Below are 17,532 nucleotides of genomic sequence, written 5' to 3' on the forward strand. Positions count from 1 at the left end.
CCAGTAGTGATTCTCGCCAACACCACAAAGACGCTGCCATTGCACTGGCAGCGTCTTTGCTTTACTTGCCCAACGACAAGCATGATGTGCTATTCCATTACATATTCCGGCGGTATTTCCCGCCCACTTCATAAAGGGCGCTGTTGATCTGCCCCAGGCTGGCCACTTTGACCGTTTCCATCATCTCTTCAAAGATGTTGCCGCCGCTGCGCACCACTTCTTTCAGGCGCTCTAAGGCCTGCGACGCTTGGTCACTGTGTTTAGCATGAAAGGCCCGCAGTTCGCGGATCTGCTGTTGTTTTTCCTCTTCCGTCGCCCGGCTCAGTTCGATATCATCACCGACCACAGCGCCGCGCGGGTTAAGGAAGGTGTTGACGCCGATGATCGGCAGTTCACCGGTATGCTTGCGCGTTTCATAGAGCAGCGACTCTTCTTGAATCTTGTTGCGCTGGTACTGAGTTTCCATAGCACCAAGCACACCGCCACGCTCGCTGATGCGCAAGAATTCGGCGAGCACCGCTTCTTCCACCAGTTCCGTCAACTCCTCGATGATGAAGGAACCTTGCAGCATGTTTTCATTCTTGGCCAACCCAAATTCCTTGCCGATGATCAACTGAATCGCCATGGCCCGGCGCACGGAGCTTTCTGTCGGCGTCGTGATCGCTTCATCATAAGCGTTGGTATGGAGCGAGTTACAGTTGTCCAAGATCGCCATCAACGCTTGCAGCGTCGTCCGGATATCGTTGAAATCCATCTCCTGCGCATGGAGCGAACGGCCGGAGGTCTGAATGTGATACTTCAGCTTTTGGCTGCGCTCATTGGCATGGTATTTGTGCTTCATGACGATGGCCCAGATGCGCCGCGCCACTCGGCCCATGACTGTATATTCCGGATCCAGGCCATTGCTGAAGAAGAAAGACAAGTTCGGCGCAAAGTCATCAATTTTCATGCCCCGGCTCAGATAGTACTCCACATAGGTGAAGCCGTTGGCCAAGGTAAAGGCCAATTGGGTGATCGGGTTAGCCCCGGCTTCGGCAATGTGATAGCCCGAGATGCTGACCGAATAGTAGTTGCGTACTTTGTTTTGGATGAAGTACGACTGGATGTCGCCCATCATCGTCAAGGCAAACTCGGTAGAGAAGATACAAGTGTTTTGCCCTTGATCCTCTTTCAAGATATCGGCCTGCACCGTTCCCCGTACAGTTTGCAGCGTCTTGGCGCGAATCGTCGCGGCTTCTTCCGGCGTCGCGGACCGTCCCGCTTCTTTTTCAAACTTTTCGATCTGCTGATCGATGGCCGTGTTCAGGAACATGGCCAAGAGCACCGGCGCCGGTCCATTGATCGTCATCGACACGGACGTACTCGGCGCGCAAAGGTCAAAGCCGGCATAGAGCTTTTTCATATCTTCAATGGTGCAGATGTTGACACCGCTGTTGCCGATTTTGCCGTAGATGTCGAGGCGCTCATCGGGATCTTCGCCGTACAAGGTCACGCTGTCAAAGGCGGTGCTTAAGCGAATCGCCGAATCTTCCCGGCAGAGGTAGTGGAAACGGCGGTTCGTCCGCTCCGGTGAGCCTTCGCCGGCAAACTGCCGTTTGGGATCTTCACCTTCCCGCTTCAAGGGAAACACACCGGCTGTAAAGGGGAACAATCCCGGGAGGTTTTCGAGCATGGTCCAGCGCAGAACTGTGGCACGATCGTCATACTTCGGCAAGGCCACCTTGGGCACACGAGTCCCGGCCAGGCTGGTCGTGATCAGCGGCGTGATGATTTCCTTGTCACGGCTCTTCGACACCAGTTGATCCTTACGATAGGTTTCTACCACACAGGGCCAGTCTTCCAGCGTTTTACGGCAATAGGGATCGAGCTTTTGCCCCACCCGCTCCATCTGTTGATCGATGACCGCCAGGGCCGTTGCAGCCTGGACAGCCTTTTCACCGTCACATTCCACGTTCTCAGCCAGCAGTTTGCGCGTGCCTTCCAGGTGTTCCAGTTGGCGCGCCACTTCGACTTGCTGATCGACAAAGCTGCGATAGTCGTGGACGGTATGGACAATCTCGGCGAGATAGTTGGCCCGCTCCGGCGGGATGATCCCGCTCCGCGACAAGGGGCGTCCTTCCGGCAATGCCATAGGCGCTTCCGACCAATCGGCCTTTTCAGCGACCAAGTTCATCACGTATGCAAAAAAGCGATCAAGGCCGGGATCTTTGAACTGGCTGGCGACGGTGCCGAAAACGGGGAGCGCTTCATCGGCCAGGTCAAAGCGATTATGGCTGCGCCGCCACTGCTTGCGCACGGCCATAAAGGCATCTTGGGCACCGCGGCGATCGAATTTATTGATGACAATCGCATCAGCATAATCGATCATATCGATCTTTTCCAATTGCGTAGCTGCGCCGAATTCGCTGGTCATCACGTACACCGACAGATCGCTGACCTCAATGATCTGATGGTTGCCTTGACCGATCCCCGATGTTTCCACGATGATCAGATCAAAACCGGCTGCTTTAACGACGGTAATCGCATCATCGATGGCTTGACTCAATTCACTGTGCGAATCCCGCGTAGCCAAGGAGCGCATAAACACGCGCGGATGATGGATCGCGTTCATGCGAATGCGATCACCGAGCAGTGCGCCGCCGGTTTTCCATTTTGTCGGATCGACCGAAAGAATGGCCAGCGTTTTGTCGGGATGGTGGGCCAAAAAGCGCCGGACAAATTCATCGGTTAAGGAACTCTTGCCGGCGCCGCCCGTACCGGTGATGCCGATGACCGGGGCGTTGCTCTTGGTATTGCGCAGTTCTTCCCACAGGGCCAGTTGCACCACACCAGGCTGTTTAACCTGCTGCTCGGCCCAGGTGATGTAGCGAGCGATCCGCGGCCAGTTTTCCTGGGCCGTACCGAGAGGCGCCGCTGCTTCCAGGTTGGATTCATCTAAAGCGCTACTGGCTTTGGCTACGAGATAGTCGATCATCCCCTGAAGGCCCATGGAACGGCCATCTTCGGTGGAGAAGATCTTCGTTACACCGTACGATTCCAGTTCGCGGATCTCCTGCGGCACAATGACGCCGCCACCACCGCCGTACACTTGGATATGGCTCATGCCGCGCTCGCGCAGCATATCAACGGTGTATTTGAAAAACTCCGTATGCCCGCCCTGGTAGGACGTGATCGCGATCGCATGGGCATCTTCTTGAATGGCCGCGTCGACAATTTCCTTCACTGAACGGTTGTGACCTAAGTGAATCACTTCTACACCAGCCGTTTGCATCAAACGGCGCATGATGTTAATCGTAGCATCGTGTCCGTCAAAAAGGCTGGTCGCTGTAACGATACGAACGGTGCGTTGCCCGGGGCAGCGCGCTTGTTTTTGCATGGCAGGACGCTCCTTGAAACCAGATTACTTCAACAATTGACCGGCGATCACGATACGCTGGACCTCACTGGTGCCCTCGTAGATCTCCGTGATTTTGGCATCGCGCATCATCCGCTCTACCGGGTACTCCCGTGTATAACCGTAGCCGCCGTGGATCTGAACCGCCTTGGTCGTCACCCACATGGCCGTTTCCGCCGCATAGAGCTTGGCCATGGCCGACTGCTTGCTGAAGGGCAGGTGTTGATCTTTCAGCGATGCTGCTTGATAGACAAGAAGCCGCGAAGCTTCAATGCGCGTCGCCATATCGGCCAGCATCCACTGAATCCCCTGATTGGCGCTGATCGGCTTGCCAAACTGCTCCCGCGTTTTGCTGTAGGCCAGCGCTTGATCAAAAGCACCTTGCGCGATCCCCAGCGCTTGCGCAGCAATGCCAATGCGGCCACCGTCAATGGTCATCATGGCGATCTTAAAGCCCATGCCTTCGTCACCGAGGCGATTTTCCGCCGGAATTCGGCAATTATCAAAGACTAACTCGTATGTGTAGGAAGCGCGGATGCCCAGCTTGTGCTCTTTTTTACCAAAGGTAAATCCGGGGGTTCCCTTTTTCACGATAAAGGCCGTCGTACCTTTGCTCTTTTTCGATGGATCGGTGCTGGCGATGACCACATAGGTGTCAGCGCGCCCAGCATTGGTGATGAAGATTTTCGAGCCGTTTAAGATGTAGCTGTCGCCGTCACGCTGGGCCGTCGTTTTGATCGAACCGGCATCGGAACCGGCACCGGGCTCAGTCAGGCCCAACGCGCCTAAGGCTTTGCCTTCCGCTAAGGGACGCAGATATTTCGCTTTTTGTGCTTCTGTGCCGAATTCAGCAATCGGCCAGGCGCAAAGTGAGGTGTGGGCGGAAATCAAAACACCGGAAGACGCACAAACGCGGCTCAGTTCTTCCACAGCGATCACATAACTGACGCTGTCCATCCCTGCGCCGCCATCTTTTTCATCGAAGGGGATCCCTGCCAGGCCCATCTCGGCCATCTCATCCCAGAGTTCCCAATCATAATCTTCTTTTTCATCCATTTCGGCTGCTTTGGGGGCAATTCTTGACTCAGCATAATCACGAACGGTCTGACGCAACATTTCTTGCTCTTCGGAAAGTACAAACATGAAAATAGTCTCCTCCTCAGTTGATTGCAGTTTGGAAAGTCGTGTATTTTTTCGTCCTAGGCAAGCAAAAATCCTGCACTCAGCGGGCAGGATTCAGAATATTTTATCTCTTAAATTTTCTTATGTACGGGAGGATGCCTTTCAGGAAGCACCGGAACTATCGTTGGCCCCGTTTGGCCAGATAATCACCGAAACTCTGCACGCACTGTACGAGGATGATCAACACAACAACGGTAACGAGCATAACATCGGTTTCGTAACGATAGTAACCGAACCGGATGGCCAAGTCACCGACACCACCGCCACCGACAATGCCGGCCATCGCCGAAAAGCCAATGAGGCTGACGGCGGTCACCGTCATTCCCCGCATTAATCCGGGAAAGCTCTCTGGCAGCAACACATCGGTGATGATCATCCGGGGCGTTGCCCCCATCGCATGGGCCGCTTCGATCACGCCGCGATCGACTTCCCAGATCGCCGATTGCACAAGCCGTGCATAAAAAGCAATCGCCGCGACCGACAGCGATACGGATGCCGCGAAGGGACCGACGGTTGTACCGATAACGCGCTGTGTCACCGGTAAAAGCAAAACCAGTAGAATCACATAGGGTGTAGAGCGGATCACATTGATCACGAATCCACCCACAAGATTGACCAGCTTGTTTTCTGCGAAAAGCCCCTTTTCGGTGATATACAAAAGCAATCCCAAAGGAATCCCCAGCACAATGGCCAAGGTCAGCGATATGCCCACCATATAGAATGTTTCCAAGAGTGCTTTCAGCAGGTCGTTGAGCAGTTCTGGGTTATTCATGAGCTACCTCCATGTGGTACACCCGCGAACGAATATAGTCCACCGCCAGCGAGACATCAGCGGGAATCCCCTTGATCGTCACAAGCATCACACCCAGTGGCTGATCGCCGATGTACTCGATTTTGCCATGCAAAATATTGAGCTTAACCTGAAACTTGTGTGCCGTATCGGTGAGCACCGATTCTTCCGCGGCCGGACCGCGATAGACGATCTTCCAAACCGGCGTCGATTGTTCCTGCAACAGCCGTTGCGGTAAATCCAAATCATAAGAGTGATTGACCAGTTGACGGGTGAACTCATGTTTCGGTTCGGCAAAGACGTTAAGAACCGTATCGTTTTCCACCACTACACCGTTGCTCATGACGGCTACGCGATCGCAGATCTTTTTGACCACATCCATCTCGTGGGTGATCAGCACGATCGTGATCCCCATCTGGCGATTGATTGCTTTGAGCAGTTCCAAAATCGAATTGGTCGTTTCTAAGTCCAGCGCCGATGTGGGCTCATCGCAAAGCAAGACGCGCGGGTGGTTGGCCAGCGCCCGGGCAATGCCGACACGCTGTTTTTGACCGCCGCTCAATTGTCCCGGGTAGGCATCGGCTTTTCCCTGTAGTCCAACGATATCCAGCAGTTCACGAACCCGCTTGGTGATCTCATCGTTGGATGCCCCGGCCACTTTCATGGCAAAGGCAATATTATCAAAGACGGTTTTGCTGCGGATCAAGTTAAATTGCTGAAAAATCATGCCCATATGCATGCGCAGTTCACGCAATTGCTGTCCTTCAAAAAACGTGACGTCCACGCCATCGATCACAATGCGCCCGGCGGTGGGCCGTTGCAACAGGTTGATGGCGCGAAGCAGGGTGCTTTTCCCTGCTCCGCTGCTGCCAACGATCCCAAATATCTCTCCTTGATTCACATGGATGGAGGCATTCTTGACGGCCTCAATAGGCTTGTCGCCTACGGTAAACGTTATGCTTACGTCTTGAATATCAATCATCGGTTTCTCCTCAAAGTCGTTGGGCTCGCCGGTTGCGACCAATCATGATTTTCTACTTAACATTCCATTTGTCTTTGTACCATTGCGGTTTTTGGAAGTCTTTGAACACATTCTTGGGATCTTCGATGGCATTCTTGAAGGCTTCTGATTCAACCACTTCTTTGAGATCCTTCACGAAAGGTTTGTCCAGATCTTCCGTACGCACGGCCACCAGGTTTTTATGATCTTCGATCAACTCTTCTTTAATGATCGCCGAAGAAAGCGGGATTCCAGCAGAAATGGCGTAGTTGCCATTGATGACGGAAAGAGTCACACTGTCCAGGGTACGGGGAAGTTGGGCTGCTTCCATGGGTACGACTTTCAAGCTGTAGGGGTTCTTATCGATATCTTTTTCCGATGCTTTGGTGGCATCGATGCCTTCTTTGATCGTGATCAAACCGTTTTTATCCAACAGACGCAGCGCCCGGGCCAAGTTGGTCGGATCGTTGGCCAAGGTGATTTCATCACCGGGCTTGATGGCTGCTTTTAATTCATCCCCATTGGTGGCTTGGAGCTTATGGGAATAGATACCCAGACCGGCGGTAGGCACGTTAATCACCGGCGAAAGCTTCAGCCCTTTGTCCGCTGAGAATTTTTCCAGATACGCCTTATGTTGAAACAGATTCGCGTCGAGCTCTTTGTTGTTCAGCGCCAGGTTCGGCTGGACATAATCGCTGAACTCCTTGTATTCGAAGGTATAGCCCTTTTGCTCTAGGGCCGGTTGGATTGCTTTTTTGAACATATCACTGTAGGGTCCGGGGGCAAAGCCGACGACCAATTTTTTATTTTGCCCAGTTGTTCCCCCTTGTGAACTTGACGGCGTGGATGAGCATCCGGCCAAGGTAGCCCCCATCACCGATACGGCCAGAAAAAGTGCTGCCGCTTTGAGTACTTTTTTCATTCTTTTGTTCTCCTCCGTTTTTTGTTTTGTTCTGCTTCATCGTTGTTTGCTTGCCAGCAGTTTATGGACAACGCCCTTTTTACGCGTCGGACCATTGGGTCAGCATATACTGCCAGCGCGCATCGCGATCACGTACCGCTTGGGCAATATCGTCGCTTTGCAGATGTTTGAATCGCCCTTGTTTTCTTAGGTAGTCCTCGACAGGCGTAAACGTTTCCGGACGCTGGTTGAGCCTGTACTTACCTTGGCTGTACTCGGCCAGGTACCACAAGCCGCAATCGACGGACTCCCGGGCAATCGTCAAGGCGTGCTCCGTTGGGATTCCCCACCCTGTCGGGCAAGGCGCCATCACATGGATATAAGCGGTGCCACCGCATTGGGAAGCGCGCAGCACTTTGTTCATGTAGTCCTGGTAGTACCCAATGCTGGCCGTCGCTGCATAGTCGATGCCATGGGCGGCGACGATGTCGAACATGTTTTTCTTTTTGGTCGTCGATCCGCCAACGACGGACCCGTCGGGTGTTGTCGTGGTGCGCGCCCCCAAGGGCGTGAGGCCGCTTTTTTGTGTTCCCGTATTCATGTACGCTTCGTTGTCGTAGCAGATATAGATGATCCGCTCACCGCGATCGATAGCACCGGATAAGGCCTGGATACCGATATCGGCCGTTCCGCCGTCGCCGGCAAAACCGACGATATGAACATCTTCCAAACCCTGCGCCCGGGCGGCGGCGGCCATCCCGGCCAGCATCGATGCCGTACCGGCAAAGGTGGAGATAATGGCGTTGATGCCAAATGCCATTTGCGGATAAATAAAACCGACGGCCGACATGCATCCTGCCGGCAAGGCGGCAAAGGTTCGCTCGCCGAGCACTTTCAAGGCCAGGCGCACGGCCAGTGCACCGCCGCAGCCGGCGCACGCTTTGTGACCGAAGAAGAATTCCTGCTCCGTCATATTCCGAGAAGAAAACACGGCGTTATTCATCCGTTGCCACCCCCAGGTGAATGAATTCGACGCGCTTGGCGGCCTTGCCGTCCATGGCTGCCGCCAAGCGTTCGAACATCTTTTCGATGTCTTCCACGCCGATATCCCGTCCGCCCAGCCCGGCGATAAAGTTCAGCGCCGGTGGTACGACCTTGTTGCCGATGAGCGCCGAATTGACGTTGGTAAAGACGGTACCTTCATAACCAAAGGAGATGTCCCGATCCAGCACGCCGACGGCGCGGGCATGGCGCAGCGCCCGGGCTACTTCCTCATGGGGGAAGGGGCGCATAAAGCGAATTTTCAGCAGGCCCACTTTTTGGCCTTGTTCCCGCAGTTGATCGACGGCCTGCCGCGCCGTGCCCGTCACCGTTCCCACCGTAACCAAAATGCGCTCGGCATCGTCGCAGCGGTAGGCATCGATCAAGCCGCCGTACGCACGGCCAAAGTGGGCATGAAAGGCCTGTTCCACCTGGGCGATCACCGGTCGTGCCGCTTCCATCGCCTGGTGTTGCTGGTATTTAAACTCCATGTTGTTGGGTGGTGTCGAACTGAAGGCCATATTCAAGGGCCGGTCTAGGTCCATTTTGACCGGTGCCTGGTAGGGCGGTAAAAAAGCATCGACCGCTTCTTGCGTAGGAACAAAGACGGGCTCATAGGTATGGGTCAGCGTAAAGCCATCTAAGTTGACCATCACCGGTGTCAGCACTTGTTCATCTTCGGCAATCGCAAAAGCCTGGATGATCATGTCAAAGGCTTCCTGAGCATCTTCCACATAGACCTGGATCCATCCTGAATCGAGGAGTGACAAGGAATCACGCTGGTCGCCGAAGATACTCCAGGGCAGCGCAACGGAACGGTTGGCGTTCATCATCACGATCGGCCAGCGACCGCCGCTGGCATAATGAAGACATTCGGCCATATACAACAATCCTTGCGAGGAAGTGGCCGTAAACGTCCGCGTGCCCATGGCACTGGCGCCCATGGCTGCCGATAAAGCCGAATGCTCCGATTCGACCAACATAAACTCCGTTCGCAGTTCGCCGTCAGCGACCATCTCCGACAGTCGTTCCATCGCCACCGTCTGCGGCGTAATCGGATAGGCCGTCACCACTTGCGTACGAGAACGCTGCACGCCCAGTGCGACCGCTTCATTGCCGGAAACAAAATACTTTTGTTGCTTCATCATCATGTGCCCTCCGCGGTCATGTGAATCAAGTCCTTGGGACACTCATGCACACAAATTCCGCAGCCTTTACAAAACTCCAGATCAACTTCCACTTTGTTAGCTTGGCGCGCAATGGCCCCTTCGGGACAAGCCAAGTAACAGCGCAAACAGTTGATGCATTGCCTTACATCGATCACCGGCCGCTCCAATCGCCACCCTGCCGCTTTATCGACGATGTAACCGGCCTGAAAATGAGGCCCACAGGGATAGTCACGAATATGGTTGGGCCGGGGATACTCTCGCACAGGTGGTCGCCGCATGTTTTCACCTACTCAACCTTTCATAGGCCCGCGTAACGGCCGCCACATTACCCTTGGCCAGCGCAGGCTTCATCTCTTTTTGTACGCCTTGAACGGCGGCTTCCAGCGAAATGATCCCGGAGACAGCCACCAATGCGCCAAGCATGGCGGTGTTGACAATGGGCTTGCCGATCGTTTCCCGGGCGATCTGCAAGGCATCAATCGTCACCAGCCGGCGGTCTCCTGCCGCATCGGGAAACCGTTCCGGCCGGCTTGTATTGAGCAGCATCAGACCGTTCGGTTTTAGATCATCCCAAAGACGAGGTGACCATAAATTTTCATCCATCACGACGAGATAATCGCCCTGTTTGATTTCACTGCGCAGGGTGATCTTTTGATCGTCGATGCGCGTAAAGCCGAGCACCGGTGCCCCGCGCCGCTCCGGTCCAAAGGAGGGAAAAGCCTGGGCGTATTTGTTTTCAAAAAGCACAGCCGCCACACCAAGCAATCGAGAAGCCGTAAAGCCTCCTTGCCCACCGCGGCCGAGCCAGCGTACTTCGATCATCAGCGATACTCCTTCAGCCGCAGCAACCGTTGCCCTGCCGCTTCCAATGTCTCCTTGCGCTTCGCAAAGTGAAAACGGATCCACTGCTTCACAGGCTCCCGAAAAAAACTGGAGCCAGGCACCGCGGCCACACCGATTTCCCGGGCCAGCCAATGGCAAAAGTCTTCATCATCGTCGTAACCGAAGGGCTCAATGTTGACCATCACATAGTAGGCCCCTTGCGGCACTGTGTACTCCAATTCTGCTTCCTGCAAGTAGCGCAAGAAAACGTCGCGTTTTTCGGCATATTCCGCCGTTAAACCATGGTAATAGGAATCGGGCAGTTGCAGCGCCGTCACTGTCGCTTCCTGCAGGGGCGCTGCGGCTCCGACCGTCAGGAAATCATGAATCTTGCGGCACCCGTCAATCAAATGAGGAGGCGCAATCACATAGCCCAGACGCCAGCCGGTAATAGCATAGGTTTTGGATAAAGAACTGCACGAAAGGGTCCGTTCAAACATCCCCGGCAAGGAAGCAAAGTAGGTGTGCTCATAGGGCGCGTACACAATGTGTTCGTAGACTTCATCGGTGATCACAAAGGTATCAAAATCTTCGGCCAGCCGGGCGATCACTTCCAGTTCATCACGGCGAAAGACTTTACCGCTCGGGTTCGACGGGTTGCACAGGATCAGCGCTTTTGGCTTTTGCGCAAAAGCGCGGCGCAGTTCCGCTTCATCAAACTCATAGGCCGGCGGGCGCAGCGGCACATAGATCGGCTCAGCCCCGGTCAAAATCGTGTCGGCCACGTAGTTTTCATAAAAGGGCGAAAAGACGATCACTTTGTCACCGGGATCACAGACCGTCATCATAGCCACCATCATGGCTTCCGTACTGCCGCAGGTCACCACAATATGCTTGTCCGGATCGAGGGGAAGCTTCATCCACCGCGATTGTTTTTGGGCCAGCGCTTCACGAAAGTTCGGTGCGCCCCAGGTCACCGCATACTGGTGTGGTCCTTCATAGGTGACGCGCTCCAGCGCTTGCAACAATACATCGGGCGGGTTAAAGTCGGGAAATCCTTGCGAAAGGTTGATGGCGTCATAGGTTTGCGCCACTCGTGTCATCCGCCGAATGACGGACTCGCCGAAAAATTGCAGTCGTTTACTTACCTGTGGCATTGCCAGGCCTCACTTTCTTCATTTAATTAACGATATTTTCAGCCTGTTGCCTGCTCTTCGCGCTGATCGACGACGCGCTTCGCTTTATGGGTCGCCCGCGGCAACGTGTTTTCCGGGAGTACCTTCACGTGAGCCGGACGTACGCCAAGGCGGCTTTTAATCCGGTGACTTAATTGGTCGGCCAATTCGGTTTCCGAAGCAGACAGATCATCTTTTTCCACTTCGATTTCAAACTTGGTCAAGTGATTTTCCCGGTATAAGGTGATCCGATATTCACCGTTCAAACCCGGCAGATTGCGCACCACATACTCAATATCGCTGGGGAAAATATTGACGCCGGAAACGATAAACATATCGTCAACACGGCCGAGTACTTCAAACCGTTTATGAGTACGGCCGCAAGGGCATAGCTCCGGGAACTCCTTGACGATGTCACCGGTGCGGAAACGAATCATGGGCCGTGCTTTTTTGCGCAAGGTCGTCAGCACCAGTTCACCGGCCTCTCCTGGCTTCACCGGTTGCTGCGTGTTCAGGTCAAGCACTTCCATCAGGATCTGGTCCTCCACAATGTGCAAGCCTTCACGGACTGCACACATCCCGGCGCAAGCGCCGAAGATATCCGATATGCCATAGAAATCATAAAGTTCCGCATTCCAAAGCTTTTCGATCGCTTGCCGTGTCGCCGGGATCGATCCTCCGGGCTCACCGGCCACGATGATCTTGCGGATCGCTAAGTCCGTCGCCGGATCGATGCCATGTTTTTTAGCCGTCTCCCCGAGAAACCACGCATAGGATGGTGTTGTCCATGTCACGGTAGGCTGCATTTCCTTGAGAATATGTAACAATCGTTCCGAAGGGATGGCCCCTGCCCAAATGCAAAGTGCCCCGAGGCGCTGGGCACCGATGACGTCGGGGCCACCGACAAACAAGGTAAAATTAAGAGCATGAACATAGCGATCACGCGGGCGCATGCCGGCGGCCCAGAAAAGCCGGGCTTCGGCATCCTGAAAGTCATCAAAGTCTCCGGCCGTAAAGGGACTTAGCGTAGCCATCCCGGTCGAACCGCTTGACGCCGAAACAAAGACTACATCTTCTTCCGGCACCGCCACCATATCACCTAAAAGCGGAACTGCCGCTTGTCGTTCGCGCTCCGTTTGTTTATTGACGAAGGGGAATTTTCGCAGATCGTCCAGGCTTTCCAGCGTGTCCGGTCCCACACCGGCGGCATCAAAAGACTGGCGATAATAGGGGGAGTGCTCATAGGCCCAGGCTACATGCTCCCGCAATTGTTGCAGTTGATAGGCTTCCAACTCATGGCGCGGCAGGGTTTCCACTTTTTCATTCCAGTAACGTTTTTCCGTCATCACGACACCTCTTACCTTTTTTGCCGAACAAAAAAAGGCATAGCTAAACCAGCCCCCCATGCGCGGAGAGTCAGTTACGCTAAGCCTTCAGTCTTTCTGATCAGCTTACTCTTTTTTTGTAGTGAACCTTGAATGATTACCGGGAAATCGCTGCGAAGATCATCGCCGTATATTCCAACTATCCCGATAAGATTATATACATTTTATGAGCCAGCGCGCATCCTGTCAACCCTATTGCTCATCTTTTTTGGTTTCCTGTCGAAAAAAAGCGACCGCCGCTTCCCCCATCTTACGATACCCCTCCCGACTGGGATGGCAAGAATCCACCGCATACTCCGGCTTCATCGTCCATCCATCATCCACGGCCAGGGCCGCAAAGAAATCGATCACCGGGATGCCGATAAATTCCGGATCTTCCCGCAGCGCCGTCAACATCGCCTGACGATACCCCAGCAACCGCGCGCCAAAAGGCTCTTCATTGATCGGGATCGTTAAGCCAATCACGGCCTGGCAGCGGGCAATGCGCACACGCTCCAGCATATCGCGGTAATTGCGGATAACCTTTTCAGCAGGTACTAATTGAAAAGCATCGTTGGCCCCGCCGGTGATCACGACGATCGACCGCGGCTCCACATCCGGCAAGATATGAATCATTTCCCGGCGCATATCTTCTGTTGTGGCACCATTCGTACCCAGATTGATCACCGGGCACTGCAGCGCTTCTTCCAGGATTGTCGTCCATGAATAATCAGGCCCCTCCGGATAGCCCCAGGTCAGCGAATCACCAAGGGCAAAAATCATAGGTTGCTCCATGAAAACACTCCACCTCTTAAATGCATCAAGTTACAGAACACATCAAAGTTACTGATCGGGCTAACCGGAAACCAATCATCCCTTATCCCGTAGACTCCTTGCTGCCGTTGCTGCCAAACTGGCTGTGATACAGTTCGGCATAGAACTCCTGCTTGGCCAGCAACATGTCATGGGTACCTTGCTCGATGACCTTTCCCTGATTCATGACCAAAATCAAGTCGGCATCCCGAATCGTCGAAAGCCGGTGCGCAATGACAAAACTGGTCCGCCCTTTCATCAAGCGACGCATCGCCTGCTGAATAAACACTTCCGTCCGGGTGTCGACGCTGCTCGTCGCTTCATCGAGAATGAGAATCGCCGGATCAGCCAAAATCGCCCGGGCAATCGTCAAGAGTTGCTTTTGTCCCTGCGAAATATTCGATGCTTCTTCGTTCAAAATTGTATCATATCCCTCGGGCAACGTTCGGATAAAATGATCGGCATGGGCCGCTTTGGCCGCCTGCACCACCGCTTCCTCCGACGCCACATCACAAGCATAAGCGATATTATCGCGAATCGTCCCATGAAAAAGCCACGTATCCTGCAAGACCATCCCAAAGAGACTGTGCAGTTCGCCGCGCTTCACCTGACGAATGTCCACACCGTCAATGGTGATCGCTCCGCCATCGATTTCATAAAAACGCATGAGCAAATTGATCAGCGTCGTTTTGCCGGCCCCCGTCGGCCCGACAATGGCAATCGTCGCGCCAGGCTCGGCGGTAATGTTCAAATCGTCGATCAACCGTTCCTCCGGGGAGTAGCCAAAGCGAACATGATCAAAGCAAACACGGCCTCGCGGCGCCGTAAGCTTGACCACCTTGGCCGGTTCCGGTAGGTCCTCCGGTTCATCGAGTAATTCAAAAACCCGCTCCGCCGCCGCCACCGTGGACTGCATAACATTGACGATCGACGCCACTTGACCGATGGGATGGGCAAATTGCCGGGCATACTGGATAAAAGCCTGCACATCGCCGATGGTGATCGTTCGTTGGGTGACCATCACCCCGCCGGCCACAGCCACCAGTACATAACCAAGGTTATTGACCAGCATCATCAAGGGCATGATCATCCCGGAAATAAACTGCGCCCGCCATCCCGCATCATACAGATGATCGTTGATCCGGTGAAAGGCGGCAATCGACTTTGCTTCATGACCAAAGGCCTTGACGATCGCATGGCCCGTAAACATTTCCTCGACGTGACTGTTCAGATTGCCCAGCGTCCGCTGCTGGTTGACAAAATAGGGCTGCGCTTTGGCCGCGACCACTTTGGCCACCACAGCGCTCAGCGGCAAGGTAATCAGGATCATCAGCGTTAAAAATGGGCTGATCGTCAGCATCATCACAATAATGCCCAACAGCGTAATGACGGACGTCAGCAGTTGCGTCAAGCTTTGCTGCAACGTACTGTTGATTGTATCAACGTCATTGACAGCCCGGCTGAGAGTCTCGCCATGGCTATGGCTGTCATAATACTTAAGGGGCAGACGAGCCAGTTTCGCACTTACGTCCCGGCGCAGATCATAGACGATCTTCTGCGCCACACCGGCCATCAAATATTGCTGCAAATAACCAAAAATTGCGCTCAAGCCGTACAAGCCCACCAAGATCCACAGAATCCGGTGAATATAGGGAAAATCAACGGCCGCTCCCGGCAAGCCCTCCATCTTGGCGAGCATGCCTTCAAACAGTTTGGTCGTAGCATCACCCATGATTTTCGGACTGACAATATTGAAAACCGTGCTGAGCAAGGCTGTGAGCAACACCGCCGCCAATGTCCACCGATGAGGGCGCAAATAATGAAGCAACCGGCGCAGGGTCCCCCGAAAATCGCGGGCTTTTTGCACAGGCATCCCGGCCGCTCCGGGACGAGGCCCGCCGAAGCTGAAGCCGCTTCGCTCCGTATTCTGTTTTCGCTGTTGTTCACTCATGGGCGTCCTCCTCGGCCCCTTGGGAAGCCACAATCTCCCGATACACTGCACAGGTGGCCATCAACTCACGATGGGAACCGTTCCCGGCAACGCGCCCCTGATCGAGCACGATAATGCGTTCGGCTTCCATGACCGTGCTGACGCGCTGCGCCACGATCAGCACCGCCGCTTCGTTGGTGATTTCCTTGAGCGCCGCCCGCAGCTTAGCATCGGTCTTGTAATCAAGCGCTGAAAAGCTGTCATCAAACAAGTAGATCGGCGGCCGGCGCACAATCGCCCGGGCCATGGCCAAGCGTTGTTTTTGTCCGCCCGACAAATTCGCGCCCCCCTGGGCAATCAAGGCGTCATAGCCTTCGGGCATCGTTTCGATAAAATCAGCCGCCTGGGCAATGCGGGCCGCTTGCCGGACTTCTTCATCGGTCGCTTTTTCATTGCCATAGCGAATGTTCTCGGCCACCGTTCCCGTAAATAGTACCGCCTTTTGGGCGACCACACCTAACTGCCCCCGCAGTTCGGCCTGGGTCATCGCCCGGACATCGGTGCCACCCACACGGATGCTGCCGCTGTCCACATCATAAAAACGCGGGATCAACGCCAGCAGCGTCGACTTGCCCGCCCCGGTCCCGCCGATAATCGCCGTTGTCTCCCCAGGCCAGGCGGTAAAAGACACATCCTCCAGCACCGGTTCTTCCGCACCGGGATAGCGAAAGGTCACATGGTCAAATTCGATGGCCGGCCCTTTCAGTTGTGATGGCGCCATCGGTGTAGCTGTCGTGGCCGCCGTGGCCCCCGTGGCCGCCGTAGCCGGCAGTGGCTGCGTGGTCACCATCGCGCGTTGCTCCGTCCGTGCCGTCGCCGACTCCTTAATCTGCGGTTCCATCTCCAGCACTTCATTGACGCGCCCCGCCGACACGGCCGCCCGCGGGAGCATCACAAACATAAAAGAAAGCATCATCAAGGCAAATAAAATCTGCATGGCATACTGGATAAAAGCCATCAGATCGCCGATCTGCATTTTTCCCAGGTCAATGCGATTGGCACCAAACCAAAGAATCGCCACCGTCGACAGATTCATGATCAACAGCATCAAGGGCATCAAGGAGCCCATGATCCGGTTCACCTGCACCGATGTAGCTGTGAAATCCCGGTTGACCTGATCAAACCGTTCCTTTTCATAATCCGTACGATTAAAAGCGCGCACCACACGAACACCGGTCAAGTTTTCACGTAGCACCCGGTTGATCCCATCCAGCTTAACCTGCACCTGCCTAAAGAGCGGTATCCCCCGACTGGCCACCAAGTAGATCACCAGCGCCAGCACCGGAATCACCACCGCCAGCACCAACGACAACTCAGCATCGCGCGAAACAGCCATGATGATACCACCAATACACATGAGCGGCGCACTGACCATCAACCGGAGCATTACCGTTAGTGCCTGCTGCAACTGGGCGATATCATTGGTCGTCCGCGTGATCAAAGACGCCGTGCCGATCTGATCAAACTCTTGCAGCGAAAAGTTCTCCACATGGGTAAACAAAAGGGCTCGTACCTGTTTACTGAACCCCACCGCCACACGGGATGACAAATAGTTGGCCCCGATGGCACAAAGGGCGCCTGCGGCAGCGACGGTCACCATCACCGCGCCAATTTTCAAGATATAGGCCGTATCACCGCGGACAATACCGAGATTAACAATATCGGCCAACAACGTCGGCAAGTACAATTCCGAAAGGGACTGCAAAAAAATCAACAGCAACACCATGGCGATAGCCATGCGGTAGGGCTGTAAAAAACGGGCTAATTTGATCATGACGTTTGTTATCCTCTCTACTTCCATTGAACCTGTTCTGAATATCCCTATTATAGACGATTGCCGAAGCAGTCGCGACTCCGTTTGCCCTGCCTGAAATAAGACTTTACTCCCGTG

General features: G+C 54.4%; 14 protein-coding genes. All 14 read right to left on the minus strand.

The window, feature by feature from the left end; translation table 11 throughout:
- Window positions 1–97 precede the first annotated feature (97 nt).
- The 14 genes from icmF to EDD73_RS01525 all read right to left on the minus strand — a co-directional run bounded on the left by icmF (window position 98) and on the right by EDD73_RS01525 (window position 17,415).
- Window positions 98–3,376: a fused isobutyryl-CoA mutase/GTPase IcmF gene (gene icmF, locus EDD73_RS01460; RefSeq protein ID WP_131917908.1), complete on the minus strand. Its 3,279-nt coding sequence runs from the start codon at window positions 3,374–3,376 to the stop codon at window positions 98–100.
- Window positions 3,377–3,400: 24 nt separating this feature from the next.
- Window positions 3,401–4,537 carry an acyl-CoA dehydrogenase gene (locus EDD73_RS01465; protein WP_131917909.1) on the minus strand — a complete coding sequence of 379 codons (1,137 nt, stop codon included), beginning with the start codon at window positions 4,535–4,537 and terminating at the stop codon, window positions 3,401–3,403.
- Between the two features lie 157 nt (window positions 4,538–4,694).
- Window positions 4,695–5,348 carry a methionine ABC transporter permease gene (locus EDD73_RS01470; RefSeq protein WP_131917910.1) on the minus strand — a complete coding sequence of 218 codons (654 nt, stop codon included), beginning with the start codon at window positions 5,346–5,348 and terminating at the stop codon, window positions 4,695–4,697.
- The gene (locus tag EDD73_RS01475; protein ID WP_131917911.1) at window positions 5,341–6,348 is read right to left on the minus strand and encodes a methionine ABC transporter ATP-binding protein; all 1,008 of its coding nucleotides are present in this window, start codon (window positions 6,346–6,348) and stop codon (window positions 5,341–5,343) included. Before EDD73_RS01475 ends, EDD73_RS01470 begins: the two co-directional genes overlap by 8 nt.
- 52 nt (window positions 6,349–6,400) lie before the next feature.
- On the minus strand, window positions 6,401–7,288 hold the full coding sequence (locus EDD73_RS01480; protein ID WP_131917912.1) for a MetQ/NlpA family ABC transporter substrate-binding protein: 888 nt from the start codon (window positions 7,286–7,288) through the stop codon (window positions 6,401–6,403).
- Between the two features lie 79 nt (window positions 7,289–7,367).
- The gene (locus EDD73_RS01485; RefSeq protein ID WP_131917913.1) at window positions 7,368–8,270 is read right to left on the minus strand and encodes a thiamine pyrophosphate-dependent enzyme; all 903 of its coding nucleotides are present in this window, start codon (window positions 8,268–8,270) and stop codon (window positions 7,368–7,370) included.
- The gene (locus EDD73_RS01490) at window positions 8,263–9,456 is read right to left on the minus strand and encodes a transketolase C-terminal domain-containing protein (protein ID WP_243116754.1); all 1,194 of its coding nucleotides are present in this window, start codon (window positions 9,454–9,456) and stop codon (window positions 8,263–8,265) included. The genes EDD73_RS01485 and EDD73_RS01490 overlap by 8 nt, the downstream gene beginning before the upstream one ends.
- Window positions 9,456–9,755: a 4Fe-4S binding protein gene (locus EDD73_RS01495; protein WP_131917914.1), complete on the minus strand. Its 300-nt coding sequence runs from the start codon at window positions 9,753–9,755 to the stop codon at window positions 9,456–9,458. Before EDD73_RS01495 ends, EDD73_RS01490 begins: the two co-directional genes overlap by 1 nt.
- A 4-nt stretch (window positions 9,756–9,759) precedes the next feature.
- A complete protein-coding gene (locus EDD73_RS01500) occupies window positions 9,760–10,299 on the minus strand; it encodes a 2-oxoacid:acceptor oxidoreductase family protein (protein ID WP_131917915.1) in 540 nt (179 codons plus the stop codon).
- Window positions 10,299–11,456, minus strand: coding sequence for a pyridoxal phosphate-dependent aminotransferase (locus EDD73_RS01505; RefSeq protein ID WP_131917916.1), 1,158 nt, complete (start codon window positions 11,454–11,456; stop codon window positions 10,299–10,301). Before EDD73_RS01505 ends, EDD73_RS01500 begins: the two co-directional genes overlap by 1 nt.
- Before the next feature lie 38 nt (window positions 11,457–11,494).
- The gene (locus tag EDD73_RS01510) at window positions 11,495–12,820 is read right to left on the minus strand and encodes a phenylacetate--CoA ligase family protein (RefSeq protein ID WP_131917917.1); all 1,326 of its coding nucleotides are present in this window, start codon (window positions 12,818–12,820) and stop codon (window positions 11,495–11,497) included.
- 231 nt (window positions 12,821–13,051) lie between these two features.
- Window positions 13,052–13,633: a GDSL-type esterase/lipase family protein gene (locus tag EDD73_RS01515; RefSeq protein ID WP_131917918.1), complete on the minus strand. Its 582-nt coding sequence runs from the start codon at window positions 13,631–13,633 to the stop codon at window positions 13,052–13,054.
- Between the two features lie 82 nt (window positions 13,634–13,715).
- On the minus strand, window positions 13,716–15,602 hold the full coding sequence (locus EDD73_RS01520) for an ABC transporter ATP-binding protein (RefSeq protein ID WP_131917919.1): 1,887 nt from the start codon (window positions 15,600–15,602) through the stop codon (window positions 13,716–13,718).
- On the minus strand, window positions 15,595–17,415 hold the full coding sequence (locus EDD73_RS01525; RefSeq protein ID WP_131917920.1) for an ABC transporter ATP-binding protein: 1,821 nt from the start codon (window positions 17,413–17,415) through the stop codon (window positions 15,595–15,597). The genes EDD73_RS01520 and EDD73_RS01525 overlap by 8 nt, the downstream gene beginning before the upstream one ends.
- Window positions 17,416–17,532: the final 117 nt, after the last annotated feature.

It is taken from the genome of Heliophilum fasciatum (assembly GCF_004341395.1).
GTDB classification, from domain to species: domain Bacteria; phylum Bacillota; class Desulfitobacteriia; order Heliobacteriales; family Heliobacteriaceae; genus Heliophilum; species Heliophilum fasciatum.

Coding starts and splice junctions, on each gene's coding strand:
- icmF (WP_131917908.1), bottom strand. CDS start 3,376: ATGCAAAAACAAGCGCGCTGCCCCGGGCAACGCACCGTTCGTATCGTT.
- EDD73_RS01465 (WP_131917909.1), bottom strand. CDS start 4,537: ATGTTTGTACTTTCCGAAGAGCAAGAAATGTTGCGTCAGACCGTTCGT.
- EDD73_RS01470 (WP_131917910.1), bottom strand. CDS start 5,348: ATGAATAACCCAGAACTGCTCAACGACCTGCTGAAAGCACTCTTGGAA.
- EDD73_RS01475 (WP_131917911.1), bottom strand. CDS start 6,348: ATGATTGATATTCAAGACGTAAGCATAACGTTTACCGTAGGCGACAAG.
- EDD73_RS01480 (WP_131917912.1), bottom strand. CDS start 7,288: ATGAAAAAAGTACTCAAAGCGGCAGCACTTTTTCTGGCCGTATCGGTG.
- EDD73_RS01485 (WP_131917913.1), bottom strand. CDS start 8,270: ATGAATAACGCCGTGTTTTCTTCTCGGAATATGACGGAGCAGGAATTC.
- EDD73_RS01490 (WP_243116754.1), bottom strand. CDS start 9,456: ATGATGAAGCAACAAAAGTATTTTGTTTCCGGCAATGAAGCGGTCGCA.
- EDD73_RS01495 (WP_131917914.1), bottom strand. CDS start 9,755: ATGCGGCGACCACCTGTGCGAGAGTATCCCCGGCCCAACCATATTCGT.
- EDD73_RS01500 (WP_131917915.1), bottom strand. CDS start 10,299: ATGATCGAAGTACGCTGGCTCGGCCGCGGTGGGCAAGGAGGCTTTACG.
- EDD73_RS01505 (WP_131917916.1), bottom strand. CDS start 11,456: ATGCCACAGGTAAGTAAACGACTGCAATTTTTCGGCGAGTCCGTCATT.
- EDD73_RS01510 (WP_131917917.1), bottom strand. CDS start 12,820: ATGACGGAAAAACGTTACTGGAATGAAAAAGTGGAAACCCTGCCGCGC.
- EDD73_RS01515 (WP_131917918.1), bottom strand. CDS start 13,633: ATGGAGCAACCTATGATTTTTGCCCTTGGTGATTCGCTGACCTGGGGC.
- EDD73_RS01520 (WP_131917919.1), bottom strand. CDS start 15,602: ATGAGTGAACAACAGCGAAAACAGAATACGGAGCGAAGCGGCTTCAGC.
- EDD73_RS01525 (WP_131917920.1), bottom strand. CDS start 17,415: ATGATCAAATTAGCCCGTTTTTTACAGCCCTACCGCATGGCTATCGCC.